Here is a 25,609-nt window from a genome sequence, read left to right as displayed (position 1 = left end):
ACCATGGCGGACGGTAAAGCTACTTCCGGGTAACCGCAGGCAGCCGCTTCCGGCCGAACGCGAAATAGCAGCCCGGGCCGACGAAGTTGACCAGGGTTGCCAGCCGCCAGAACATCTTCGAGCCGCGGATCTGCTCGGCCGGGCGGCGCGAAAGGTCGCGCTGGGCCGCCGCGAGGAACGCCAGCTGCGCGGCCCCGATGACGATGGTGCCGATGCGGGCAGCAGGCGGAAGTTCCTTCCAGGACTTCTTCTTCCGTGCCCTGTTTTTCTTTCCCAGGTTCCTTGTTCCCACGGTCAATGCTCCTTGCGCTCAATGAAGGGCTCCAGCAGCTGCTTCTGCTTCGGAGTCAGCCGCAGTACCCTTCCGGTGGCTTCATCGACGAAGGCCAAATGGCTTGAGGCCTTCACACAATCGTCGCCAGTTACGGGGTCCTGCACAAGATAGTGGATGTCGAAGCTCGCGCCCTTGACTGCGCCCACCCACACCTGGACGGCCGCCGGAATGTTGCGGTACTCGAGCGTTTTCACATACCGGATCCGGTGGTCCACCACGAGGGCCATGGTGCCCTTGGGAACGTCGTTGAACAGTGACACGCGGGGATCGATCCCTGGCAGTCCGGCACCGGCGGGCGGGCCGAAGGCGGCGATGCGGGCTTCCTCCAGCATGCGGACGATCTCCACGTTGTTGATGTGCCCGTAGGCGTCCATGTCCCCCCAGCGCATGGGCACGGATACCTCGATGCGCCGGGGGGCCGGGTGGCCTCCGGAGTTGTGCGCGGTCAGCTGTGCACCGCCGTCGAATCGTCCACGGGCGTCTCTTCTACATCAGCGCCGGCGAACTGCGACATGTACAGCCGGTAATAGGCGCCTTGGGCGGCGAGGAGGGCCTGGTGGTTGCCCTGTTCCACGATCTTGCCGTTCTCCATGACCAGGATGGTGTCGGCGTCACGGATCGTCGAGAGGCGGTGCGCGATGACGAAGCTGGTCCGGTCCGTGCGCAGCGCGGCCATGGCCTTCTGCACCAGGAGTTCCGTGCGGGTGTCCACCGAGCTGGTCGCCTCGTCCAGGATGAGCAGCGACGGGTTGGCCACGAAGGCGCGGGCGATCGTGATGAGCTGCTTTTCGCCCGCGCTGACGTTGTTGCCCTCTTCATCGATGATGGTGCCGTAGCCATCCGGAAGCGCGCGGACAAAGCGGTCCACGAACGTGGCCTTGGCCGCCGCCATGATCTGCTCCTCGGTGGCATCCAGATTGCCGTACCTGATGTTGTCGTAGATGGAGCCGCCGAACAGCCAGGCGTCCTGCAGCACCATGCCCACCTTGGAGCGGAGCTCGGCCCGGCTCAGCTGGGTGACGTCCACGCCGTCGAGCGTGATGGACCCGGAGTTGAGCTCATAGAAGCGCATGACCAGGTTCACCAGGGTGGTCTTGCCCGCGCCGGTGGGGCCGACGATGGCCACCGTGTGCCCCGGCTCCGCGGTGAAGGACAGGTTTTCGATCAGCGGCTTGTCCGGCGTGTAGCTGAACGTGACGTCCTGGAACTCCACGTGGCCGTCGGCCTTGGCCGGCAGGTGCTGCGTGGCGGTCTCGGCGTCCTGCTCATCTGCATCCAGAAACTCGAACACGCGCTCGGCGGACGCCACACCGGACTGGAGCATGTTGGCCATGCCCGCCATCTGTCCCAGCGGCTGGGTGAACTCGCGGGAGTACTGGATGAAGGCCGTCGCGTCGCCCAGGCTCATGCTGCCGGAGGCAACGCGCAGACCGCCCACCACCGCGATGCCGACGTAGCTGAGGTAGGAGACGAACTGCATGACGGGGAAGATGATGCCGGAGACAAACTGCGCGCCGAAACTGGCCTTGTACAGGGCCTCGTTGCGTTCCTCGAAGCGTTCCAGCATGTCGGCTTCGCGGCCAAAGACCCGCACCAGGTCGTGCCCGGAGAAGGACTCCTCGATCTGGCCGTTCAGCTCACCGGTGTTCTTCCACTGCGCGGCGAACAGCTTCTGGCTGCGCGCACCGATCACGCCGGCCGCGGCACCGGACAGCGGCAGCGCGATGAGGGCGATCAGGGCCAGCTGCCACGAGACGATGAACATCATGATGACGATGCCGACCACCGTCAGCACCGAGCTGATGAGCTGGGCGAACGCCTGCTGCAGCGCCTGCTGGACGTTGTCGACGTCGTTGGTCACCCGGGAGAGCACGTCACCGCGCTGGCGGGTGTCGAAGTAGTTCAGCGGCAGCCGGTTGAGTTTCTTCTCGGTGTCGTCGCGGAGCTGCCGGATCACCTTCATGACGATCCTGTTCAGGATGTAGCCCTGGAGCCAGAGGAAGATGTTGGCAACGAAGTACATCAGCAGCACGGCTGAGATCAGGACCGTCAGCTTCTGGAAGTCGATGCCGGTTCCGGGCACCAGCTCCATCCGGGCGACCATGTCCGCGAAGTTGTTCTGGCCCTGCGCCCGCAGTCCCTCGACGAACTGGTCCTTGCTGACTCCGGCAGGCAGCTGCTTGCCGACGACGCCGCCGAAGATGACGTCCATGGCCTGGCCCAGCACCTTGGGGGCGATGACGTTGAGGATAACCGACACGATCACCATGCCCACGACGACGTAGATGCCGGCGGCTTCCGGCCTCAGCAGGCCCATGAGCCGCTTGGCCGAGGGCAAGAACTGCTGGGCCTTCTTGGCCGGCATCGCGCCGAACATGCCGCCGTCGGCCTCGCCCGGCTTGTACTCCTCCTCGACGAAGTCGTCGTCCTCGAGCACAGCGGCTTCGTTTGCTGCCTTCGTGGAGCTTTCGGCAGGGCCGCTGCCCTTCTTGTCGGCGCTCATGCCACTTCCTCCACGCTCAGCTGGGACTCAACAATTTCCTGGTAGGTGGGCGATGTTTCGAGGAGTTCCTCGTGCGTTCCCCGGTCCACGATCCTGCCGTTGTCCAGCACCAGGATCTGGTCCGCTTCCGTGATCGTGGAGATGCGCTGCGCGACGATGATGACGGTGGCGTCCGCTGTGGTTCGCTTGAGCGCGGCACGCAGCCGGGCGTCGGTGGCCACATCCAGAGCCGAGAAGGAATCGTCGAACAGGTAAACCCTGGGCCGGGTGACCAGGGCGCGCGCAATGCACAGCCGCTGGCGCTGGCCGCCGGAGACGTTGGTGCCACCCTGGGCGATCCGGGATGCGAGCCCGTTTTTCTTTTCCTTCACGAAAGCATCGCCCTGGGCCACATGCAGGGCATGCCAGAGTTCGTCGTCGGTCGCTTCAGGTTTTCCAAACCGGAGGTTGTGCTCGATGGTTCCGGAGAAGAGGTAGGGCCGCTGCGGAACCAGGGCAACGCGCCTGGTGATTTCGTCCCGGTCCAGCCGGCCGACAGGCACGCCGTCGAGGAGCACCTCACCGTCAGCGACGTCGTAGAGCCGCGGCAGCAGCGACAGCAGGGAGGTTTTGCCGGCGCCGGTGGAACCGATGATGGCCACGGTCTCCCCCGGCCTGGCGGTGAAGCTGATGTTGCTCAGGACCGGCGCCTCGGCTCCGGGGTAGGCGAACGTGACGTTGCGGTACTCCACCACGCCTTCCATCTGGCCCGGGGTGACGGGCTGCTGGGGGTCGTGGATTGAAGGTTCGACGTCGAGCACCTCGCCGATGCGGTCGGCGCAGACGGACGCCCGCGGGATCATCATGGCCATGAAGGTGCCCATCATGACGGCCATCAGGATCTGGAGCAGGTACTGCAGGAAGGCTGTCAGGGAACCGACCTGCATGTCGCCGGAGTCCACGCGCTGGCCGCCGAACCAAAGCACGGCGGCGGTGGACAGGTGCAGGATCATGCCGATGGCGGGAAACATCAGGACGAACAGCGCACCGATCTTCAGCGACACGTCCGTCAGTTCCTTGTTGGCCTGGCCGAACCGCTCCGTTTCGTAGGGTTCGCGGACAAAGGCGCGCACCACGCGGATGCCGATGATCTGCTCGCGCAGGACCTCGTTGATGCGGTCGATCTTCTTCTGCATGGAGCGGAACAGCGGCATCAGGCGCACCACGAGGTACCCCACCACCGCAAAGAGGATCGGGACCGAGACCCAGACCAGCCAGGACAGGTTGATGTCCTCGCGCAGGGCCATGATGATGCCGCCGATGCACATGATCGGCGTGGAGACCATGAAGTTCAGGCCCATCAGCACCAGCATCTGGACCTGCTGGACATCGTTAGTGCCGCGGGTGATCAGGGTGGGTGCGCCGAAGGCGTTGACGTCCTTGGCGGAGAAGCTGGTCACCTTGCGGAAAACACCGCGGCGGAGGTCCCGGCCCACGGCCATGGCGGTCTTCGACCCGAAGTAGACCCCGGCAATGGCCGTGCCCACCTGAATGAAGGCCACGAGGAGCATCACAGCCCCCGTGCGCCAGATGAAGTCGGTGTCGCCGCGCGAGACGCCTTCATCAATGATCTGGGCGTTGAGGCTGGGCAGGTAGAGCGCCGCAATGGTGGATGCCAGCTGGAACGCGATGACAGCCAGGATGTACGGCAAATACGGTCTGGAATAACGCCGTATCAAGGTGACGAGCATGCTCACGGATCCTTCGGGAGAGCGCGAATGAGTCAAGAGAAGTAGTAGCAGACGGGTCTGACAGCCAAAGCCTTCCAACTCTACGAAATCTGTTGCCCGTGTGAAACGTCCCGGGCGAAGATCATCCCAGCGGACGACGCCGGCGCTCTCCCCGCCCACGACATACCCGGCCACACGCGAGCCGACACCTAAGCACCCAAGCCCGCCCCCGCCGTCGTACTCCCCTCCCCTTAACTGGAGTTTTTGTACAGATATCGGCCTCTAACCGCGGTTTTGCGGCCATTATCTGTACAAAAACTCCATCAGCGGGATGGCCAGTCGCCCTGTTTATTCGCCTTGTTATTCGCCGCGGTGCTTGCCGTGGGAGGCGATGTAGTGCGCGGCGGCGCTCTGAAGCTTCCGTTCCTTGGCCAGCCGCCGGCTTAGCGCCTTCAGCTCTTCACTCACCCGGGCTTGCTCCTGCGCGATGATGCTCTGCTGTTCGGTCTGGCGGGCGACGGCGTTCAGGGCCTTGGCCAGCTGAAGCTGCTGCTCCGCGAGGAGCCCCTGCGTTTCCTGGATGAGCGGAAGCAGGTCCGCAGGCCGGTTGTGCATCTCGGCGAGCATGGTCCGCGCCCGCGCAGGCGGTTCGTTCATCGGCAGGACGGGTTCCGGTGTCCGCTGCCGGCCGGGGTAGGACGGCGCCTTGGCGTCATCGGCCAGCTGGCGGGTCAGTACTTCCGCGAACTCACGCTCGAGGTCGTCGTCGGAATAGTCGCCAGCGGGAAGTCCGGAACCCTGTTCGGGCTCGGCAGCAGAGTCGGCAGCAGAGTCGGCAGCGGCTTCCGGGCGTATATCCACTGTCCGGCGCAGCGGCTTCTCCTTGATCAGGAGCACGGCGATGAGGGCAACAACCGCGATAACGCCGGCGATCAGGAAGATTTCCGCCGTGGCATCGCCGTAGGCGGCCCGCATGATGTCCCGGATGGGGGCAGGCATGTCGGCCAGGTCGAGGCTGGCCCCGGACGCGCCGGAGCCGGCCTTGATACCGGCGTCGGCGAGACCCTGGACAGCGAGCTCCTTGACCCGGTTGCTCATGATCGCGCCCAGCACGGACACGCCGATCGCGCCGCCCACCGAGCGGAAGAACGCCACGGACGCACTGGCGGTGCCGATGTCGCTGGCGCTGACGGTGTTCTGGACCGCCAGCACAAGGTTCTGCATCAGCATGCCAAGCCCCAGGCCAAGGACCGCCGTGAAGACGCCGGACTGCCACAGTTCCGTGGTGTGGTCCATGGTGCCTGCGAGGCCCAGCCCGCCGATCAGCAGCACGGAGCCGGCCACCAGGTAGCGCTTCCACTTGCCGGTGCGGCTGATCATCTGACCGGAAACCACGGAGCCGATCAGGTTGCCGGCGATCATGGGCAGGGTCAGGAGGCCGGCCTCGGTTGGCGTGGCGCCGCGGGCCACCTGGAAGTACTGGCCCAGGAAGGTCGAGGATCCGAACATCGCCACACCCACCGCCATGGAGGCCCAGATGGCCAGCGCGGTGGTGCGCTCGGAGATGATTTTCAGCGGAATGATGGGCTGCGGAACCTTGGATTCAACCACCACCAGCAGCGCCAGCAGCACGACGCCGCCGCCCACCATCAGTGCCGTTTGCCAGGACCACCAGTCGTAGTAGTCGGGGTTGCCGGCGAACGACACCCAGATGAGGAGCAGGCTGACGCCGGAGGTGAGGAGGATGGAGCCGAGCCAGTCGATCCTGGCCGGCCGCTTGACGTGCTGGATCTTCAGGGTGATCTGGAGCAGGATCAGTGCGACGACGGCGAGCGGCACGCAGACGAAGAACGTCCAGCGCCAGCCCAGCGGGCTGTCGACGATGAAGCCGCCCAGCAGCGGCCCGCCGGCCGTGCCGACGGCCATGACCGCGCCCATGTAGCCGGAGTACTTTCCGCGGTCGCGCGGCGGGATCATGGAGCCGATGATGGCCTGGGCCAGGGCCGTCAGGCCGCCCATCGCGATGCCCTGGACAACACGGGCGGTGAGCAGCAGCGGGATGGTCTGGGACAGGCCGGCCATCACTGATCCCGCCACAAAGATCACGATGCTCAACTGGACCAGGACCTTCTTGTCGAACAGGTCGGCGAGCTTGCCCCAGATGGGGGTGGTGGCCGCGTTGGCCAGCAGCGCTGCGGTGATGACCCATGCGAAGTCCGTCTGGGTGCCCTTGAGCTCGGACATGATGGTGGGCAGCGCGTTGGCCACGATGGTGCTGCTGAGGATCGCGGTGAAGAAGGCGGCGAGGAGCCCGGTCAGGGCCTCCATGATCTGGCGGTGCGTCATGGGCGCCTGCGGCATGTGGGCCGCAGGACGCGGCGTGGCCGTCCCGGAGACGGCGGCGTGGCTAGCCATTGATGTGCTCCTTGCGTTTGCTGGTGGTTGCGATGGGGCCGGCCGTCGTTGCCCGGGCGGATTCCCGAAGGGATTCCGAGAGTTTGGAGAGTACTTTCGCCGTCTCCTCGGCGTCCTGCTGGCTCCAGTCCTGCAGGAATTCCTGCAGGGTGGCCACGCGGTGTTCCTCGATCTCGACCAGCTTCGCGCGGCCGGCGTCGGTGAGGGCCACCAGTTGCGCCCGGCCGTCGTCGGGGTCGGGCCGGCGGTGAACCAGCCCGAGTTCTTCAAGCTCCGCAATGTGCCGGCTGAGGACGGGGGCGCTGACGCCGAGCCGCGCGGCCAGATGCGTGGCCCGCGATTCCTTCTCCCCCACGAACCGCAGGACGCCCTGCAGTGCAATGCCCGCTTCAAGGCCGCGTGAGTTCGAGACGGCGACGCACCGGACCGCACGCTGGAGGTCGAAGATCTCGCGTACGAGTGCGGCCGCTGTGTTTGGTGCAACTGCCATGATGAGTAACCCCTTATTGCTTGCCTTAGGCAACTATAGCAATAAAAGGTTGCTTTGGGAAACTAAGCGAATGTGAGGTCGGCAGGCATCACTTAACGACAGGAGCGCGAACGTACAGTTGTGGCCCCAAATCCGGGTGGAAATGGGGCCACAACTGTACGTTCGCGCTGGGTGGGCGCAGGGCTGGGAGAGCGCGGGGCCGGGGTCAGGCGTCCACGTGGGTGGGGGCAAACATCTTGAGCAGCGTTTCAACCACGACGACGTTCGGGCCGTCCGCGGCGAAGGCCGCCTTGAGCGCGTCCCCCACGTTTTCCGGCGCGACCCGGGCGGCGGGAACGCCGAACGATTCCGCCAGCTTCACGAAGTCCGGCCGGGAGAGTTCGGTGGCCGTGGCCTTCCCGAAGGCGCCCACCATGTATTCGCGCAGGATGCCGTAGCCGCCGTCGTCCACGATCAGCCAGGTGACGGGCACGTTGTGCTGCTTGGCGGTGGCGAGTTCGGCGATGGAGTACATGGCCGAGCCGTCGCCGGAGACAGCCAGCACCCGGGCCGAGGCCGCGGACCTGCCCACGGTTTCCAGGCCTACGGCCCCGCCGATCGCCGCCGGGAACCCGTAGCCGAGCCCGCCGGCACCCTGGGCGGAGTGGAACTGGCCCTCGCGGGCGTCCCAGCAGCTCCAGCCCCAGTACGCGGAAATGGTCATGTCCCAGAACGTCTGCATGTCCGCCGGAACTGCCTCGCGGATATCCGCCATGAACTTCAGTTCCTTGGCCAGATCCTGCGATTCCAGCCGTTCCTTCACCTTGCGCAGCGACGCCCGGACCAGGTCCTCCGGCGAGGTCCCGTGCCAGTCGGCCCGGGGCTCGGCGGTTGCCACGAGCGACGCGTCGAGGGCAGCGAGCGCCTGGCCGGCGTCGGCGCGGATCCCCAGGCCGGGCCGGTTGGATTCCAAAACGCGCGGTTCGGCGTCGATCTGGATGATCCGGCCGCGCGGTTCGAAGGTGAAGTAGTTAGACGTGACCTCGCCCAGCGAGGACCCGATGACCACCAGCACGTCGGCGTCCTCCAGGAGGTCCGTCATGTGGCGGTCCTCGATCCATGACTGCAGCGACAGTTCATGGTTCCAGGGGAAGGCCCCGTTGCCGCCGGGCGTGCAGATGACGGGTGCCCGGAGCTTTTCCGCGATCGAGAGCAGTGATTTTTCCGCCCGGCCCCGGCGGGTTCCGCCGCCGGCGATGATGGCCGGACGCTCCGCCGCCGACAGCCATTTCACGGCTTCGCGGACAAGTTCGACGCGCGGCGGGTTGTCCGCCGCCTCGGCGAGCGCGTCCTCAACGGGCGGCACCACGATGGGATCCAGCAGCACGTTCTGCGGGATCTCCAGCCAGACCGGCCCCTGCGGCGAGGAGATCGCCTCGGTCCAGGCGTCCTGGATGGCGGACGGGATGCCTGAGGCGTGCTGGATCAGCCGCTGGCTCTTGGTGACGTTCGCGGCGGACGCCTTCTGGTCATCCAGCTGGTGCAGCATGCCCTTCCGCCGCGCGCCCAGGCCCTCAAGCGGGATCTGGCTGGCAACCACCACCATGGGCACACCCGTGGCGTAGGCTTCCTGCAGCCCGGCGAGCGATGTCAGCGCGCCCGGCCCGGTGGACAGGAACAGCACGCCCACCTCGCCTGTGGCCCGCGAGTAGCCGTCGGCGGCGAAGGCGCTGTTGTTCTCCACGCGGGAGGAGACGAACTTCAGGTTGCCCCGGCCCATTGCGTCGAAAAGACCCAGAGCGTGCTGGCCGGGAATGCCGAACACCGTCTTCGCGCCAAGCGCCTCGAGGGTCTCGACGACGAGGTCCCCGCCGTTGCGGACACCGGCGGGCCCGACGCCGGTCACTGGGAGTACTCCCCCACGGCAGCGCGGACAGCGCCATTGTCAGCAGTTGCCGGCGAGGCTGCCGCGAAGCCGGCCGGACGGCGGACTTCCCGGCCCAGCGCCTGGGCGGCGTAGCCGGTCTCGGCGCCGAAGCGGTCCCCGGCAACGGTGTTGTCCGCCATCAGGGTGACGAGCTCGTAGGCAACGTGGCTGGCGGCGACGCCGGTGATTTCGGCGTGGTCATAGGCCGGGGCCACTTCAACGACGTCGGCGCCGACGAGGTTCATGCCGCGGAACCCACGGATGATCTCGAGCAGTTCCCGGCTGGTGATGCCGCCGGCTTCCGGCGTGCCGGTTCCCGGCGCGTGGGCGGGGTCCAGAACGTCGATGTCCACGGAGATGTAAAGGGGCCGGTTTCCGATCCGGTCCCGCACCTTGGCCACGGTCTCGAGGACGCCCTGGTAGTAGACGTCCGCGGAGGTGACAATGCCGAAGCCGAAGCGGTGGTCGTCGTCGAGATCCTTCTTCCCGTACAGCGGGCCGCGGGTGCCGATGTGGCTGATGGCCTCCGTATCCAGGATGCCCTCCTCCACGGCACGTCGGAACGGTGTGCCGTGGGTGTACTCCGCGCCGAAGTAGGTGTCCCAGGTGTCCAGGTGGGCGTCGAAGTGCAGCATGGCGATGGGGCCGCCGGCGCGCTCGGCCGCGGCACGCAGGAGCGGCAGCGCGATGGTGTGGTCGCCGCCGAGGGTGAGCAGCTTGCTCCCGGCCGCCGTCAGGTCGAGGGCGTTCTGCTGGATGGTCTCGATGGCTTCGTTGATGTTGAACGGGTTCACGGCCATGTCGCCGGCGTCGGCCACCTGGCAGTTCTCGAAGGGGCTGACGTCCCAGGCCGGGTTGTACGGGCGGAGGAGCCGGCTGGCCTCGCGGACATGGTTGGCGCCGAAGCGGGCGCCGGGGCGGTAGGAAACGCCGGAGTCAAAGGGCACACCCACCACGGTGATGTCGGATTTGGCCACCTGGTCCAGGCGGGGCAGGCGGGCATAGGTGGCCGCCCCGGCGTAGCGGGGAATACGGGATGAATCGATGGGGCCAAGGTTGCCGTTGGCCTCGATGCGCAGCTCTTCCAAAGGAACGCCTCTCCTTCGAGGATCGAGAGTGGGTTGTGACAGCCATCATACACTCGAAGTTGCCCAATGTGCACCGGCTGTTTACAGAAACAGCCAGGAGCGGGGCAAGAAAAAACCCGGGCCGCCAAAAGACAGGCGGCCCGGGCTTGAGGCAAACTACCGGCTGGCCGCCGGCACCAGCACCCACAGGACTTCGACGGGCTCGTCGGTGGGGTTCACCCAGGTGTGCGGTTCCCGCCCGGGGAAAGTCACGGTGTCGCCGGTGGTGAGTTCGTACTCCTCGTTAGTCAGGATGAGCCTGATGGTCCCTTTGATGACATGCAGGACATCGACGTCGCAGTCCACGGCGTAGAGCTCTGATTCGCCGCGGCCCCTCGGATCGATGACGGCCTGGATAATCTGCACGCGCCGCTCGGACCGGGCGGTCAGCAGCCGCTCGACGATCCCCTGGCCGCCGAGGGAGATGCGAGGTCCCGCGTCGCGCTTGGTCAGGTGGGTTTCGGGTGCGGCAAACAGGTCGCCGATGGAGATCGACAGAACCTGGCACAGCGTCACGAGCGAGGCCACCGACGGCGAAGTCAGGTCCCGCTCCACGCGGCTCAGAAAACCCTTGGTCAATCCGGTGGCGTCGGCCACCTGCTCGATCGTGAGCCGCTGGGACTGGCGGGCGGCACGGATTCTTGAACCGATGGCAACCGGCACATTGCTCGGCTCAACTGGTAGTGCCTTCATTTATGAACCTTTCACGGCCGGCCGCACGGCCCCAACATTGGAGCCATATTATCGGCCCGGCCCTTCTGTGACGCCGGGCAAACCTCGCCGCGGACCTTTGCGTCTTGACTGTTACTCGAATCACAGCCTACGCTTTTATGAAACATGTGTTGCTTGTGAAACAACTCCCACGAGGAGAGGCACAGCAAGGAACCCCGCCTTCCCCCCAGATTCCATTCAGTGCAGCCCCGCCCTGGAAGCCCCGTTTCCCGGACCGGCCGCTAGCTGCCAAAGCTCCAAGGATCCCCAAATCATGGACGCAAGTTTCGTCAATATCGCCATCGTGGTGGCCTACCTGGCCGCGATGCTGGCCTTCGGCTGGTGGGGCAAGTCCCGCACCAAAAACAACAGCGACTTCCTCGTGGCCGGCCGCCGCCTGGGGCCGTTCCTCTACACCGGAACCATGGCCGCCGTGGTCCTGGGCGGCGCCTCCACTGTCGGCGGCGTCGGCCTGGGCTACAAGTTCGGCATCTCGGGCATGTGGCTCGTGGTGGCGATCGGCGCCGGTGTCCTGCTGTTGAGCCTGCTCTTCGCCGGCACCATCCAGAAGCTCAAGATCTACACCGTCTCCCAGATGCTGTCCCTGCGCTACGGCAGCCAGGCCACCAAAACCTCCGGCATCGTCATGCTCGCCTACACCCTGATGCTCTGTGCCACCTCCACCGGCGCCTACGCCACTATTTTCGTGGTCCTGTTCGGCTGGGACCGTGCGCTGGCAATCGCCATCGGCGGCGCCATCGTGCTGGTGTACTCCACCATCGGCGGCATGTGGTCCATCACCCTGGCCGACCAGGTCCAGTTCGTCATCAAGACCGTGGGCATCTTCGTCCTCATGCTGCCCTTCACGCTCAACGCCGCCGGAGGCCTGGACGGCATCCGCAGCCGGGTGGAGGCCAGCTTCTTCCAGATTGACGGCATCGGCGTCCAGACGATCATCACCTACTTCGTCGTCTACACCCTGGGCCTGCTGATCGGCCAGGACATCTGGCAGCGCGTGTTCACCGCGAAGACGCCGCGCGTTGCGCGCTGGGGCGGCGCCACCGCCGGCATCTACTGCATCCTCTACGGCGCGGCCGGCGCACTGATCGGCCTCGGCGCGAGGGTGGCGCTGCCGAACATCGACGTCGCCACCGAAGGCAAGGACGTCGTGTACGCCGAGGTGGCGCAGAACCTGCTGCCCATCGGCATCGGCGGCCTGGTGCTCGCTGCCGCCGTCGCGGCCATGATGTCCACCGCGTCAGGCGCCCTGATCGCGGCTGCCACCGTGGCGCGCGCAGATGTCCTGCCGTTCGTCGCCGGCTGGTTCGGCAAGACCATCAACACTGACGATTCCGACAACCCCGAGCACGACGTCAAGGCCAACCGCATGTGGGTCCTCGGGCTGGGCATCGTGGCCATCCTGATCGCCATCATCACCAAGGACGTCGTCGCGGCCCTGACGATCGCCTACGACATCCTGGTGGGCGGCCTCCTCGTGGCCATCCTCGGCGGGCTCGTCTGGAAGCGCGGCACCGGCATCGCTGCCGCGGCCTCCATGGCGGTCGGTTCGGTCGTGACGCTCGGCACCATGATCGTCCTGGAGATCAACGCCAAGGAACCCCTGGATGGCGTCTTCGCCAACGAGCCGATCTACTACGGCCTGATCGCTTCCGCGGTGGTCTACGTGGCAGTGTCGCTGCTGACCAGGCCCACAGACCCGGCGGTCATGAGCCGCTGGTACCTTCGGGTGGCCGGCAAGGAAACCGAGGAGGTGCCGGTTTCGGCCGGCTCCCGGTAGTCTGCCGCTGGCAGATCCAGCAGTAAAGCACGACGACGGCGGTGCCTCCCAGCGCGGGGAGGCACCGCCGTCGTCCCCCGCCCGCTCCCTTCCCTCGCAAGCTCGGCCAGGGAACCCGGCGGGCGTGGGCCCGAGAGTCGCGCTTTGGAGAGTTGGACGCTTCAGTCTTCGTAGCCCTCGTCCGCACGGAATTCGTCGTCCGCGCCCAGCGGAACTACCCGTTCGTCGTCGTCCACGGCTTCGGAGTTGGCGGGAACAACCCTTTCCTCGGAATCAAGGAATTCGTCTTCCGCGTCCCAGTCTTCCACCGGCGCGTCCTCGGCGAAGTCGTAGGCGGGATCGGAGTCGATGCGGGTGTCCGGCTCGGGGTGCGATCCGTTGGTGTTCATCAGGCAGACCTCCGTGTGGTTGGACTTTTGTACCCGCCGACGGCGAGGCACATTTTCATCAGATCACCGCGGGTGCAGGCGGTCAAGGGCGTTCGGACAGGCTGGTGGCATTGCCTCCGCGGGTGGGGTTATTGAGGTTTCCCTAAACTTTTGGCTAAGGGCTACCGGCCGAAAATCCGCGGAATTACGCGGTAAAGTGGGCGATGCAATGGGGCCGCATCACGCCCCAGCTACCCAGGAGTTCCCGTGTCTCAGCACGCAAAATCTGACCCCCACACCACCGGCGACGCCCCGGGCTCGACCAACAATCCGGCACCGAGCGCCGCGGCATCCCGTCCGGAACCCACCGCCGCCGACATCAAGCGCTGGCGCCAGTATCTCGCCGACGAACGGGCCGAGGCTGCCGTTTACCGCGACCTCGCGCAGAACCGCACCGGCGAAGAGCGCGCCATCCTTTTGGCCCTCGCCGAAGCAGAGGGCCGGCACGAGGCGCACTGGCTGAAGCTGCTAGGCGAGCATGCCGGCAAACCCCGGCACGCCTCCTTCCGCAGCCGTCTGCTGGGCTTCCTCGCCCGGCACTTCGGCTCCGTGTTTGTGCTCGCACTGGCGCAGCGGGCCGAGGGCCGTTCGCCCTACACAAAGGACCCCTCAGCCACCCCGGCCATGGCGGCCGACGAACAGATCCACGAGGAAGTGGTCCGCGGCCTGGCAACGCGGGGCCGCAACCGGCTGGCCGGCACGTTCCGGGCCGCCGTCTTCGGCGCCAACGACGGCCTGGTCAGCAACCTTTCGCTGGTCATGGGCATGGCCGCCACGGGCGTTGGCAGCGGCGTGGTCCTGCTCAGCGGCATCTCCGGGCTCCTCGCCGGCGCGTTCTCCATGGGCGCGGGCGAATTCGTGTCCGTCCGTTCCCAGCGGGAGCTCCTGGCTGCCACCCGGCCCACCCAGGTGACGCTGGTGGCGGCACCGCAGCTGGACATCGAGCACAACGAGCTCCTGCTGGTGTACCTGGCCCGCGGCATGTCCCGGGAGGCCGCCGAACACCGTGTGGCCGAGCGCATGGGTCTCTTCGCGTGCGACTGCGATCCCAGCCTCTCCCTCCATCCGGAACTGCCCGAGACCGAGGACGAGCACGAAGCCGTAGGCACGGCCTGGGGCGCCGCGCTCTCCAGCTTCTGCTTCTTCGCCTCGGGCGCGGTGGTGCCCATCATTCCTTTTATCTTCGGCATGACCGGAATTCCGGCCCTCATCATGGCGGCAGTCCTGGTGGGCGTCGCGCTGCTGGCCACCGGCGGCACCGTCGGCCTGCTGTCCGGAACCTCGCCCCTGAGCCGGGGCCTTCGGCAGCTCGCCATCGGCCTGGGAGCGGCCGGCGTCACGTACCTTCTGGGCATGGCGTTCGGCGCGGTTATCGCCTGACCGGCCCGGCATTTCCCGCGGGTTTCATGGCCCGGTGGGCGGAACTGTAAAGTAAGCCTGCTTGCCTGGTGCTGGTTGCACAGCGCTTGTTTGCTTTGTGCTTGTTTGCTTTAGTGCCTTGTTTGCCCAGCGCCTGATTCCGTGCCGGGCGGCGCGGCAGAGGAATGCCGTGAAAGGGGTGCAGTGGAGGGTCAAGACCCCGGGTACAGCCACCGCCGGCACCGGCAGCAACCGCGCCACTCTGGTCCGGCTACCGCAGCGGCGAAGTTCATCCGCAGGCTGATCGTGCTCGCTGCCCTCGGCTGCGCGGCATTCCTCGCGGCGGGAATGGCCTACGGTGACCCCCGGTTCGCTGGCGCGCTGAACTTCCGCATCGGTTCCGGGGACCAGTCCGCGTCCCGGGAGGACCGGGAGAACCAGGGCCGGCAGGACGACGCCGGACAAGGTGACGCCGGCCAGAACCAGACAGGCCAGAACCAGGCCGGGCAAACGGGGCAAGCCGGGCACCCCGGACCGGGCGCAGAGCCCGGTGGAGCGGAGGCAGGTTCGCCCGGAGACCTTGGCAGGGGAATGGGCGCACCGCCGCCGGGTCTCGAGGAGGCAGCAACTCCCCTGGGCACGCCGGAGCCGCCTCCCGAGCCCAGCAAGTCATTCAAGTTCCTGGCCGTTAACAGCGGCGGCGCCCCCGTAGGCTACTCGCCGTGCCGTCCGCTGCATTACGTGGTCAATGCCAGGCTCGCGCCGGAGGGTGCTGCGGGCCTGGTTCCCTTGGCGATCCAGGCCATCTCCCGGGCCACCGGCATCCAGTTTGTGAACGACGGGGCCACTGACGAGCAGCCCTCGGACCAGCGCGCCCCTTACCAGCCCGAAAAATATGGCGACCGCTGGGCACCCCTGCTCATCAGCTGGACCACGCCGGACGCGGCTCCCAAACTGGGCGGCAAGGTCATCGGCACCGGCGGCAGCACCCACTACAGCTACGGGGACGGGCCCAAGAGCTATGTCACCGGGAGCCTGGAGCTGGATGCGCCGCAGATGGCTGTGGAGCTGGAACGGCCCGATGGCACCTCCTATGCCACCGCCGTCATCCTCCATGAACTGGGCCACGTGATGGGGCTGGAGCACGTCAACGACCCCGAACAGCTCATGTACCCGGAGATCGGCGCCCCCGACGGCCTCGCCGCCGGCGACCTGAATGGCCTGTACCAGCTGGGCAAAGCACCCTGCCGCAAGGATCTGTAAGGCGCCCCACCTATCCTCCGGCCAGTTCAAGCTTCGGCTGGTTCAAGCGCCGGCCAGTTCACCCGCCGAGGACCGCGAGCGCCTCCTCCACGCTGTCCACCAGGAAGATGCGCTGCTCCATGGCCCGGCCTGCTGCGAGGCTTTGCAGCATGGGCCAGGCCGGAAAATTCTGCTCCCAGTGTTCCCGGCCCACCAGCACCATGGGGGTCAGGGTCTCCGGGACGCCGTAATAGTTCTCGCAGGCGTCCTGGAAGATCTCCTGCACGGTGCCTGCGGCCCCCGGGAGGAACACGATCCCGCCGTTGCAGACTTCCAGGAGAATCGCCTCGCGGACGGCGTTGGCAAAGTACTTGGCGATGTGGGTGGCGAAATAGTTGGGCGGTTCGTGGCCGTAAAACCAGGTGGGAATGCCAAGGGACGCGGTCCCTTCCGGAAAGCGTTCGACGGCGGCTGCCGCAGCACGTGCCCAGGCGGACACCGAGGGGCGGAAGCCGGGGACGGCCGCGAGGTCACGGAGCACGTCCTGGAAATCGCTGTCGCTGGCGGCGCTGAGGTAAGCGCCCAGATTCGCGGCTTCCATGGCGCCGGGCCCTCCGCCGGTGGCCACCAGGTGGCCTCGCCGGGCCAGGAGCCGCCCCAGGGTGGCAGCGGCGGCGAAGCGGCCTGTCCCCCGCTGCAGGGCGTGGCCTCCCATGACCCCCACGATGGAACGGCCCCCGCTGTTGAGGGTACGGACGAATTCCTCCAAGGCGTCGCCGACGGCGTGATCGTGAAGGGCTGCCGCAAGGGTGGAATCAAGTCGGTTCCGCTGGCCGGGCCGCATGCTCCATTGGTAGACCAAAGCGTCCGGGGTTTTCTCGTATGGCTCCTCGAGGATGCCGGCGTACAGCTCCTGCGGCGTGTAAAGCCCGGCCCGGTACGGATTGAAGGGAACGCCGGTGAGCTTCGGAAAGATCAGTGCACCCCGGCTGCGCAGCGATGCCTCCACGCCCGGGTCGAAGGTGCAGCCCAGGAAAATCGCACCCTCGGCATCCAGTGCAGTCAGGGCGCTGGCCCGTCCGCGGAGGTCAAGCGACTGTGCGTGCCAGCCGTGCATCGCCCTGGCCCCGGCCCTCACCAGCCGGTCGAACCTTGCGATGCTGTCCACCTCAAGGGTCCGCGGGCTGGGGTTCAGGCTGCCGGAGGGGTTCATGGTGCCTAGCCTAGTGCGGTGTTCAGCCAGGCGGCCGGCAGACGAAGTGCCCCGCCGGGATACCGGCGGGGCACTTCGAATGAATCAGACGGTTCAGGAATCCGGGTCAGGAGACCTGGTTAGGAAACCTGGAGACCGCCGTTGATGTCGTAGGTGGCGGCGGTGATGTAGCCCGAGTCCGCACCCAGCAGGAAGGAGATCAGCGCAGCCACTTCCTCGCGCGTGCCCACACGGCCCATCATGATGCCCTCGGACATCTGGGCCTTGCGCTCCTCGCTCAGCGTTCCGCCCATGATGTCGGTGTCGATGGGACCCGGGGCGATGGCGTTCACGGTCACGCCGAACTCGCCGACTTCGCGGGCCAGGGCCCGGGTGAAGCCGATGATGCCGGCCTTGGAGGCGCTGTAGGCCACCTTGGAGTAGGTGCCGCCGCCGCGCTGGGCTGAGATGGAGGAGATGCTCACGATGCGGCCCAGCTTGCGTTCGATCATGCCCTTGAGCACCCGCTGGGACACCACGAACGTGCCGCGCATGTTGATGGCGAAGACCTTGTCCCATTCGGCAACCGTGGTTTCCATGAAGGGGGTCGGCGAGCTGATGCCGGCCAGGTTGGCCAGCGCCACGATCGGCGGCATCGACTCTTCGATCTCGGTGATCGCCCGGTCCACGGATGCTTCGTCAGAGACGTCGGCGCCGACACCGATCGCCTTCACGGCACGGTTGGACCCGATCTCCGCGGCGGCGGCCTTCGCGTCCTCGGCGTTGATGTCGAGGATCGCGATGGACCAGCCTTCGCTGGCCATGCGGTCAGCCGCTGCCCGGCCAATGCCGCGGGCGGACGCCGCGCCGGTCAGAACAACGGTGCGTTCTGCGGGGAAAGGGGTGGTTGAGCTCATTGCTGGTATTCCTTCGGATGGTTCTCGGATGGGTCTTTAGCGGCTGGCCGTGCCGTCTGCGGTGGCCTTCTCTGCCGGCTCCAGGGTCGCGTCGCCTTCGGGGCGTTTGCGGGCATAGAGGTAGGTGGCCACAGCCGTGACGCACAGGCAGAAGGAGAGGAACAGCAGGCCGCTCTGGTTGTTGCCGGTGGAGTCCTTCAGGATCCCGACGGCGTACGGGGCCACGAAACCGCCGAGGTTGCCCAGCGAGTTGACCAGGGCAAGGCCGGAGGCGGCTGCGGCACCGGTGAGGGCGGCGGACGGCATGGAGAGGAACGGCGCGATGGCTCCGTAGATGCCCATGGCCGACGCGGTCAGGGCGATGAGGGCCAGGACAGGGTTGACCGGGAGGAGGTAACCGGCGGCGAGGAGGCCCAGCCCGGCCAGGACCATGCTGACGCCGGTGTGCCAGGCGCGCTTGCCGGTCTTGTCGGCGCGCTTGCTCCAGAAGTAAACGAAGACCGCGGCGATGGCGTACGGAACCAGGACGATGAGTCCGACCTCGGCGGTGGAGAACTTGCCCAGGGCGGCGACGATGGTGGGGAGCCACAGGCCCAGGCCGTAGATGCCGCAGACAAGGCCGAAGTACAGGGCCGAGTAGACCAAGGTGCGCTTGTCCTTGAGGCCGGCCAGGAAGTTGTGGTTGCCGCCCTTGGACTTGGCTGCCAGCTCGGCGTCCATGGTGGTGGCCAGCCATTCGCGTTCGTCGGCGTTGAGCCACTTGGCGTCGCGGGGGCGGTCCGTCATGAGGATGGGGGTCAGCAGGCCGAGCAGGACGGCGGGAATGCCTTCGATGATGTACAGCCACTGCCAGCCGTGCAGGCCAAGGACGCCGTCCATCTGGAGCAGCAGGCCGGAGACGGGTGCGCCGAGCGCGTTGGAGATGGGCTGGGCCAGGATGAAGATGCCCAGGACGGTGACGCGCTGCGCGGCGGGGAACCACAACGTCAGGTAGAAGAGGATGGCCGGGAAGAAGCCTGCCTCGGCGGCGCCGAGCAGGAACCGGACGATGTAGTACGTGCTTTCGCCGTTCACCAGGGCCATCGCGGTGGCGAAGAGGCCCCAAGTGATGAGGATGCGGGCCAGCCACTTGCGGGCGCCGAACTTGTACATGCCTGCGTTGCTGGGCACTTCCAGGAGGGCGTACCCCAAGAAGAAGATGCCCGCGCCAAGACCGTAGGCAGCGGCCGTCAGGCCGATGTCCTCGCTCATGGTCAGCTTGGCGAACCCTACGTTGTTGCGGTCAAGGTACGCGACGAAGTAGAGGAGCACGATCAGCGGCATGACACGGCGGCGGACCTTGCGGAGCGTGCGGTCTCCAAGCTCGCCGAGTCCGGAGGACGTTGTGGTTAATGAAGTCATCATCGACCTTCTGTCTGGCGGTTCCCGGCCCGGCGGCTTTGCGGGTGGGTTTCCGCTGTTTGTCTTGGTGGGTTCTCTGTCCGGTCAGCGATTATGTCTGTTTTATCTGATGTCAGACATCTGACGGAAGAACATGAGCAAAAGCATAGGAGGGTGACGAGCGTTACGTCAAGACGGAAAGGGCGAACCCGCCTAAACGCGGGCTGAGGAGCACGGCGGACCCGGAAGAGTCAGGAAACAGGAATGCCGGAGTCTGGGAGCCGGAACGAAACCGGAAGCTTAGGAGCGGCTGCCGTGAACGTAGCGCTCGTAGTCCTCGAAGGTCTGGTCCATATGCTCATCCATGGCCTTGCGGGCCAGCTCGGAGTCGCCGGTGAGGATGCTTTCCAGTACTCGCTGGTGGAAGGCGATGGCGTGGCGCTGGATCTCCTCGATGGCGGAGGTCTCGCGGCGCGCGCGGTAGAGTGACTGGCCGAGCTGGGCCAGCAGGGCGCGGACAAACGGGTTGCCGGAGGCCTTCAGCACGGTGTCATGGAAGGCGATGTCCGCAGCCACGAACCCGTCAAGGTCTCCGGCCTGGTGGAACCGCCTCATGTCCGCAATGGAGGCCCGCATCTCTTCGGCATGCTCGGGGGTGTGGCGCCTCGCGGCGAGCGCGGCGGCGCCGGTCTCCACCATGCGCCGCACCTCGATGAGCCCGCGGGAAACCTGGTCGTCGGCATTGCCGTGCGACGCTGCCTTGATGATCGCGTCGAGGCCGGTCCAGCTGTCTGCAGGGTTCACGAACGTGCCGCGTCCGGCCTTGACGTACAGGATGTTCTGGGCCCGGAGTGCCTTCAGCGCTTCGCGGGCAGTCAGCCGGCTGACGTCGTAGGCCTTGGCAATGTCGGCTTCCGGCGGCAGCGCATCGTGAGGCTTGAGCCTGCCATCAAGAATGTCATCCAGCAGCCCGTCAACGAGGTCGTCAACAAGTGTCCTGCGCCCCATCGACTGCCCTACTTTCGCCTTGCCTATGCTTCCAACACTACCGAAACCGCGGCGGACCGGGTAAAAAGGGTGCGAAGTGCGTCGGCGTGTGGCTTGCCCGCTGACTGACGGGTCCGGCCCCGCGAGCGCCGGCCCAGCTTAATTGCCGGTACATGGGGCAGAATTTGAGGATGCAGAATTCAACGCGGAATTCAGGGACAGCGCAGCCTCAGGACCGGACAGAGAACCAGGACGGGACGCAGGGCGCCGCGCCGGTCCACGGGCGCCGGCCGCGGATCGGCATCCCCGTCCGGCTCAGCAGCTCGGCGGATCCGGACCCGCGCGTGGCAAAAGCCAACAGCCTGTTCGGCTGCATCGTCAGCCTCATCCGCGATGTCGGCGGGGAGCCTGTGCTGCTCACTCCAGAGTCGCTGGAGAGGGGACTGAACCGGGCGCCCAGCGGCGAAACCGCTGGCAGTAGCGCGCCTAACAGCAGACCGGCCGACGGCGGAACCTCCGGCGGCGAAAAGGCGCCGGGCACGCCCGAGGCGCTTGACGGCGTCGTACTTCCCGGCGGCGGCGATGTTGACCCGCGCCTCTACGGCCAAGAGCCCGGGCCCGCCCTTTATGACGTCAACGAGGAGCAGGACCGGCTGGACATCGCGGTGGCGCGGCGCGCACTGGACGGCGGCACGCCGGTGCTGGGAATCTGCCGCGGGCACCAGCTGCTCAATGTCCTGTACGGCGGGACGCTGGTTCAGGACATGACGCCTGGGACTGTGCCGCACCGCCAGATCCCGGCAGACGCCAACAGGCCCTGGGTGTGGCACGAGGTGACCATCACCCCTGGGTCCAAGGTGGCGAAGATGTACGCCGGCGCCGAAAATCCGGAAGGCGGCGGGACCACCCCAGCGGAAGCGGGTAACGCAAAGGACGCTTCGGTCGAGGGAAATGCAGGCACGGGTGACACCGCCGCCGTCGAGGTCAAGATCGCTTCCGGCCACCATCAGGCCGTCGACCGGGTGGCGCCGGGGCTGCTGGTGACCGCCGTGGCGGATGACGGCACGGTGGAGGCGCTGGAGGATCCCGAACGCTGGGTCGCGTCGGTGCAGTGGCACCCGGAGGCCCTTGAACTGACCGAAGAGCAAAGGCTTGCCCCGTTCCGCGTGTTCGTGGAGGCCTGCCGCACTCCCTGACCGGCCGGCGCATCGACCGCCGGCACTCCTTGGCCGCATTCCTTGACTGGCGGCCGCGCCCTGCTATGATCAAAATCAGAGTATGTCCTAACAAACGGACATGCGCTGACAAACGGGGTTCCTGGACGCGGGAACCTGCGGCACAAAGGGAGCATTCAATGGCGAACCAACTACACCTCAGCATCGACCGCTCGTCGCCGGTGCCGCTGTACCATCAGGTTGTCCAGGGCATTGAGGCTGCCATCCATACCGGACTGCTGGAACCCGGAAGCCGGCTGGAGAACGAGATCGACCTCGCCGCCCAGTTGAACCTATCGCGCCCCACCATGCGCAAGGCGATGGACGAACTGGTCCGTTCCGGGCTGCTCGTCCGCAAGCGGGGTGTCGGCACGCAGGTGGTGTCGAGCCAGGTCCGCCGCCCGCTTGAGCTGTCCAGCCTGTACGACGACCTCACCAACAACGGCAGCAAGCCCACCACCGAGGTGCTCACCTTTGCGCACGTCGAGGCAGACGCCCCCACCCGGGAGGCCCTGCACCTCGCCGCCGGCGCCAAGGTCTACCACTTCACCAGGCTCCGGAAGGTGGGCGGCAAGCCGCTGGCCCTCATGGAGAACTGGGTCCGTGATGACATCACGCACATCGACGAGGACCTGCTGAAAACGCAGGGCCTCTACAGCATCCTGCGCAGCGGCGGCGTCAACTTCCGGCTGGCCACGCAGCGCATCGGCGCCATGGTGGCCAACGACTACCAGGCTCCGCTCCTTGAGACCCAGCCGGGCTCAGCGCTGGTCACCATGGAACGCACCGCCGTCGATGACACGGGGCGGAATGTGGAGACCGGTCACCACGTCTACAGGGGTGACTCCTACAGCTTCGAAATGACGCTGGTCCAGCGCTAGGCACCTGCAGCACACCGCCTACCCAAGCCCCCAACTGAGTCGGGGGCAGCTGTCTGCGGGCCCTGCTGCCGGCAGCCGACCCGGCGCCGCACCGATCACAAACATCCGAAAGGGACATGACTTATGGCCGAATGGGTATATCCCCTGGGCAGTGCAGCCGAAGGCTGCTGGGACGTTTCACTGGGAACATCAGACTCGAAACTGGCCGTGGAAGGCTGGGAACACACGGGATTGAAGGTGGCCACACTGGCGCCGGGTGCCGCCGTCGAACTCCCCGCGGCCGCCGAGGAACGGATTGTGATCCCGCTGAGCGGGGCGTTCACGGCGTCGGTTGACGGACTGGACTACCCGCTTGCCGGCCGGTCCAGTGTCTTCGGCGGCCCCACTGACGTGCTGTACTCCGGGACGGACAAGGCTGTCACCGTCTCGTCGTCCGACGGCGGCCGGGTTGCCCTTGCGACGGCGCCCGCCAAGGTCCATTACCCCACCCGCCTGATCACCGCGGCCGAGACGCCGGTGGAGCTGCGCGGAGCCGGAAACTGCTCGCGCCAGGTCCACAATTTCGGCACCCCCGCCGCGCTGGAAGCCGACCGGTTCATCGTCTGCGAGGTCATCACACCTGCCGGCAACTGGTCCTCCTACCCTCCCCACAAGCATGACGAGGAGAAGGATGGGGAGACCCGGCTCGAGGAGATCTACTACTTCGAGACGCGGGTGGCCGACGTCCCCGGTTCTGCCGGTCCTGGCGCGGGCCCTGGCCGGAACGCTGATGCCATCGGCTACCAGCGGGTTTACGCCTCAGACGACCGCCCCATCGACGTTGCCGCCGAGGTCCGCACCGGCGATGTGGTGCTGGTCCCCTACGGCTGGCACGGCCCGGCCATGGCCGCGCCCGGCTACGACATGTACTACCTCAACGTCATGGCCGGGCCCGGCCGCGTCCGCGACTGGCTCATCAGCGACGACCCGCACCACGGCTGGGTCCGCCAGACCTGGGAGGGCCAGAACATCGACCCCCGGCTGCCGTTCAGGGCGTAACTGCCGCACCAACTCGCCGGGGCTAATTCACCGGGGACTGACGCGCGGTGACTAGCGCACCGAGGCGGGTTCGACGTCGGCCGGTTCAGCTTCGGTTGAACCGGCCGCTGCCGTCTCCACGCCCGTCTGGGACGCAGCCGTTACTGCAGCAGCTTGAGCCCGACGGGCACTTGCCCTGGCGCCGGCGGCGGCACCGGCCATCACCACAAGGCCCAGCACGGTGATCCCGGCCCCCGCCCAGATGGGTGAGGTGTAGCCGAGGCCGGCCGTGATGGTCACGCCACCGAGCCAGGCGCCCAGGGCGTTGCCCACATTGAACGCGCCGATGTTGGCTCCGGAGGCCAGCGTGGGCGCCTTGGCCGCGTACTTCATGACGCGCATCTGCAGGCCCGGCACCGTCGCGAACCCGAAGCCGCCCAGAAGCAGCAGCGAGGCGATGGTGAGCACCTGGTTGCCCGCGCTGAGGGCAAACACCACCAGCACGACAACCAGGACCGAAAGCACCAGCAGCAGGGTGCGGTCCACATTGCGGTCAGCCGCCCGGCCGCCGAGGGTGTTGCCGATGAACAGCCCCACGCCAAAGACAATCAGCAGCCAGGGCACCGTGGAGGCGGCGAATCCGGAAACCTCGGTCAGGGTGAAGGCGATGTACGTAAAGGCGCCGAACATTCCGCCGTAACCGAGGATTGTCACCAGGATCGACAGCCACACCTGTCCGGACCGGAAGGCGCGCAGCTCGCTCCGCAGGCCGTCCGGGGAGGCATCGCCGCTCCCGGCCCTGGGCACCAGGGCCAGGATCCCGGCGAGGGCCAGCACGCCAATGCCGGTGATGGCCCAGAAGGTGGACCGCCAGCCTGCCGCCTGGCCCAGAAGGGTGCCCAGCGGAACCCCGAGGACGTTGGCGGCCGTGAGCCCGGTGAACATGATGGCGATGGCGGCGGCCTTCCTGGTCGGCGGCACCATCCCGGCGGCCACCACCGCACCGATGCCGAAGAAGGCGCCGTGTGCCAGGGCTGCCACCACCCGGCCTGCCATCATCGCCCAGTAGTCAGGGGCGGTGGCAGAGAGCAGGTTGCCGGCAATGAAGAGCACCAGCAGCACCGCCAGGACGGGCTTGCGCTGGAAGCGCGAAACGGCGGCGGTGAGCCCCAGGGCTCCCACCACGACGGCGAGGGCATAGCCGGAGATAAACCAGCCGGCGGAGGCTTCGCTCACCCGGAAGTCGGCAGCCACTTCGGGGAGCAGCCCCATGATGACGAATTCGGTGAGTCCGATGCCGAACCCGCCTAGGGCTAGGGCTATCAGGCCAACAGGCATGGATGTGCTCCTTCGGAACTGTACTGATTGGGGAGCGCGGCGTAAGCTAATAGTTGCAAGCGCGCTATATTTCGTTGCACAAGCAACTATTGCACATAACGATATAGCGCGCAAGCAACTATCTGCGCCGTGCTCCATTACCGGGAGCCGGAGAACTGAAGGAGGAGGGCCCCATGGGCATCAAGGACGACGCCGTGGAGGTGCGCGCCCAGGGCTGGCGTACACTGGCCGCCCTGCACGGACTGATCGAGGCGGAGCTGGAACGGTCGCTGCAGGGACAGGCGCAGCTCTCCGTCGTCGAATACACGGTGCTGGACGCACTCAGCCGGCAGGACGGGTGGCACATGCGCATGCAGCAGCTGGCCCGAGCCACCGCCCTCTCCCCCAGCGCGACCACCCGGCTGGTGAACCGGCTGGAGGACCGCGGCCTGCTGACCCGCATCCTGTGCGCGGACGACCGCCGCGGCATCTACACCGAACTCACCGACAGCGGGAGCAAGCTGCTGGCCGAAGCGCGGCCGGTCCACGACGCCACACTGGAGCGGACGCTGGCCGAAGCGCAGCAGGTGCCGGAGCTGGCGACGCTGGTGGAGGCCCTCCCCCGCCTCCACGCCGGCGTCTAACCCACCCCACCAATGGAGTTTTTGTACAGATAATGCCC

The 25,609-nt window shown here is 66.7% G+C and carries 22 protein-coding genes; 7 read left to right on the top strand and 15 right to left on the bottom strand.

Annotation, left to right across the window (positions count from 1 at the left end):
* Nucleotides 1-19: 19 nt before the first annotated feature.
* The 9 genes from ACFRAH_RS02310 to ACFRAH_RS02270 form a co-directional block, all read right to left on the bottom strand.
* Entirely contained in the window at nt 20-292 is a 273-nt protein-coding gene (locus tag ACFRAH_RS02310) for a hypothetical protein (protein WP_377989298.1), read from the bottom strand.
* 2 nt (nt 293-294) lie between these two features.
* The gene (locus tag ACFRAH_RS02305; protein ID WP_377989297.1) at nt 295-723 is read right to left on the bottom strand and encodes an acyl-CoA thioesterase; all 429 of its coding nucleotides are present in this window, start codon (nt 721-723) and stop codon (nt 295-297) included.
* Nucleotides 724-779: 56 nt separating this feature from the next.
* Entirely contained in the window at nt 780-2,837 is a 2,058-nt protein-coding gene (locus tag ACFRAH_RS02300) for an ABC transporter ATP-binding protein (RefSeq protein WP_377989296.1), read from the bottom strand.
* Nucleotides 2,834-4,567, bottom strand: coding sequence for an ABC transporter ATP-binding protein (locus ACFRAH_RS02295; RefSeq protein ID WP_377989507.1), 1,734 nt, complete (start codon nt 4,565-4,567; stop codon nt 2,834-2,836). The genes ACFRAH_RS02300 and ACFRAH_RS02295 overlap by 4 nt, the downstream gene beginning before the upstream one ends.
* 339 nt (nt 4,568-4,906) lie before the next feature.
* Nucleotides 4,907-6,961, bottom strand: a complete 2,055-nt coding sequence (locus ACFRAH_RS02290) for an MDR family MFS transporter (protein ID WP_377989295.1) — start codon at nt 6,959-6,961, stop codon at nt 4,907-4,909.
* Complete coding sequence (locus tag ACFRAH_RS02285; protein WP_377989294.1) at nt 6,954-7,451, bottom strand: MarR family winged helix-turn-helix transcriptional regulator; 498 nt, start codon at nt 7,449-7,451, stop codon at nt 6,954-6,956. The genes ACFRAH_RS02290 and ACFRAH_RS02285 overlap by 8 nt, the downstream gene beginning before the upstream one ends.
* A gap of 205 nt (nt 7,452-7,656) precedes the next feature.
* Nucleotides 7,657-9,336, bottom strand: a complete 1,680-nt coding sequence (locus tag ACFRAH_RS02280) for a thiamine pyrophosphate-binding protein (protein ID WP_377989293.1) — start codon at nt 9,334-9,336, stop codon at nt 7,657-7,659.
* Nucleotides 9,333-10,445, bottom strand: a complete 1,113-nt coding sequence (gene speB, locus ACFRAH_RS02275) for an agmatinase (RefSeq protein WP_377989292.1) — start codon at nt 10,443-10,445, stop codon at nt 9,333-9,335. Before speB ends, ACFRAH_RS02280 begins: the two co-directional genes overlap by 4 nt.
* Before the next feature lie 156 nt (nt 10,446-10,601).
* Nucleotides 10,602-11,177, bottom strand: coding sequence for a helix-turn-helix domain-containing protein (locus ACFRAH_RS02270; protein ID WP_377989291.1), 576 nt, complete (start codon nt 11,175-11,177; stop codon nt 10,602-10,604).
* A 292-nt stretch (nt 11,178-11,469) separates the two neighbouring features.
* Between ACFRAH_RS02270 and ACFRAH_RS02265 the strand changes: the two genes are divergently transcribed.
* Nucleotides 11,470-12,993 (top strand): sodium:solute symporter, encoded by a 1,524-nt coding sequence (locus tag ACFRAH_RS02265; protein WP_377989290.1) that lies wholly within the window; start codon nt 11,470-11,472, stop codon nt 12,991-12,993.
* Between the two features lie 161 nt (nt 12,994-13,154).
* On the opposite strand, the gene ACFRAH_RS02260 is transcribed toward ACFRAH_RS02265, so the two are convergent.
* A complete protein-coding gene (locus tag ACFRAH_RS02260) occupies nt 13,155-13,382 on the bottom strand; it encodes a hypothetical protein (protein ID WP_377989289.1) in 228 nt (75 codons plus the stop codon).
* Nucleotides 13,383-13,628: 246 nt separating this feature from the next.
* Between ACFRAH_RS02260 and ACFRAH_RS02255 the strand changes: the two genes are divergently transcribed.
* Nucleotides 13,629-14,801 (top strand): VIT1/CCC1 transporter family protein, encoded by a 1,173-nt coding sequence (locus tag ACFRAH_RS02255; RefSeq protein ID WP_377989288.1) that lies wholly within the window; start codon nt 13,629-13,631, stop codon nt 14,799-14,801.
* Between the two features lie 183 nt (nt 14,802-14,984).
* Entirely contained in the window at nt 14,985-16,043 is a 1,059-nt protein-coding gene (locus ACFRAH_RS02250; protein ID WP_377989287.1) for a matrixin family metalloprotease, read from the top strand.
* Nucleotides 16,044-16,101: 58 nt separating this feature from the next.
* Here the strand turns inward: ACFRAH_RS02250 and ACFRAH_RS02245 are convergent, their stop codons facing one another.
* The 4 genes from ACFRAH_RS02245 to ACFRAH_RS02230 all read right to left on the bottom strand — a co-directional run bounded on the left by ACFRAH_RS02245 (nt 16,102) and on the right by ACFRAH_RS02230 (nt 20,519).
* Nucleotides 16,102-17,235 (bottom strand): LOG family protein, encoded by a 1,134-nt coding sequence (locus ACFRAH_RS02245; RefSeq protein WP_377989286.1) that lies wholly within the window; start codon nt 17,233-17,235, stop codon nt 16,102-16,104.
* A 119-nt stretch (nt 17,236-17,354) separates the two neighbouring features.
* A complete protein-coding gene (locus tag ACFRAH_RS02240) occupies nt 17,355-18,131 on the bottom strand; it encodes an SDR family NAD(P)-dependent oxidoreductase (RefSeq protein WP_377989285.1) in 777 nt (258 codons plus the stop codon).
* Between the two features lie 36 nt (nt 18,132-18,167).
* Nucleotides 18,168-19,535 (bottom strand): MFS transporter, encoded by a 1,368-nt coding sequence (locus tag ACFRAH_RS02235; protein WP_377989284.1) that lies wholly within the window; start codon nt 19,533-19,535, stop codon nt 18,168-18,170.
* Between the two features lie 276 nt (nt 19,536-19,811).
* On the bottom strand, nt 19,812-20,519 hold the full coding sequence (locus ACFRAH_RS02230) for a FadR/GntR family transcriptional regulator (protein ID WP_377989283.1): 708 nt from the start codon (nt 20,517-20,519) through the stop codon (nt 19,812-19,814).
* A gap of 170 nt (nt 20,520-20,689) precedes the next feature.
* Here ACFRAH_RS02230 and ACFRAH_RS02225 point away from each other — a divergent pair, with 170 nt between their 5' ends.
* The 3 genes from ACFRAH_RS02225 (at nt 20,690) to iolB (ending at nt 23,631) form a co-directional block, all read left to right on the top strand.
* Nucleotides 20,690-21,694, top strand: coding sequence for a gamma-glutamyl-gamma-aminobutyrate hydrolase family protein (locus tag ACFRAH_RS02225; protein WP_377989282.1), 1,005 nt, complete (start codon nt 20,690-20,692; stop codon nt 21,692-21,694).
* Nucleotides 21,695-21,852: 158 nt separating this feature from the next.
* Entirely contained in the window at nt 21,853-22,593 is a 741-nt protein-coding gene (locus tag ACFRAH_RS02220) for a GntR family transcriptional regulator (protein WP_377989281.1), read from the top strand.
* Nucleotides 22,594-22,716: 123 nt separating this feature from the next.
* A complete protein-coding gene (gene iolB, locus ACFRAH_RS02215; RefSeq protein WP_377989280.1) occupies nt 22,717-23,631 on the top strand; it encodes a 5-deoxy-glucuronate isomerase in 915 nt (304 codons plus the stop codon).
* 51 nt (nt 23,632-23,682) lie between these two features.
* Here the strand turns inward: iolB and ACFRAH_RS02210 are convergent, their stop codons facing one another.
* Nucleotides 23,683-24,948 (bottom strand): MFS transporter, encoded by a 1,266-nt coding sequence (locus ACFRAH_RS02210; RefSeq protein ID WP_377989279.1) that lies wholly within the window; start codon nt 24,946-24,948, stop codon nt 23,683-23,685.
* A gap of 173 nt (nt 24,949-25,121) precedes the next feature.
* Here ACFRAH_RS02210 and ACFRAH_RS02205 point away from each other — a divergent pair, with 173 nt between their 5' ends.
* Nucleotides 25,122-25,571 (top strand): MarR family winged helix-turn-helix transcriptional regulator, encoded by a 450-nt coding sequence (locus ACFRAH_RS02205; protein WP_377989278.1) that lies wholly within the window; start codon nt 25,122-25,124, stop codon nt 25,569-25,571.
* The last annotated feature ends 38 nt before the right edge of the window (nt 25,572-25,609 follow it).

The organism is Arthrobacter sp. NPDC056727 (assembly GCF_042790555.1).
GTDB lineage: Bacteria > Actinomycetota > Actinomycetes > Actinomycetales > Micrococcaceae > Arthrobacter.
The sequence above is the reverse complement of the archived record's forward strand: the minus strand, read 5'-3'. Positions and strand labels throughout refer to the sequence as shown.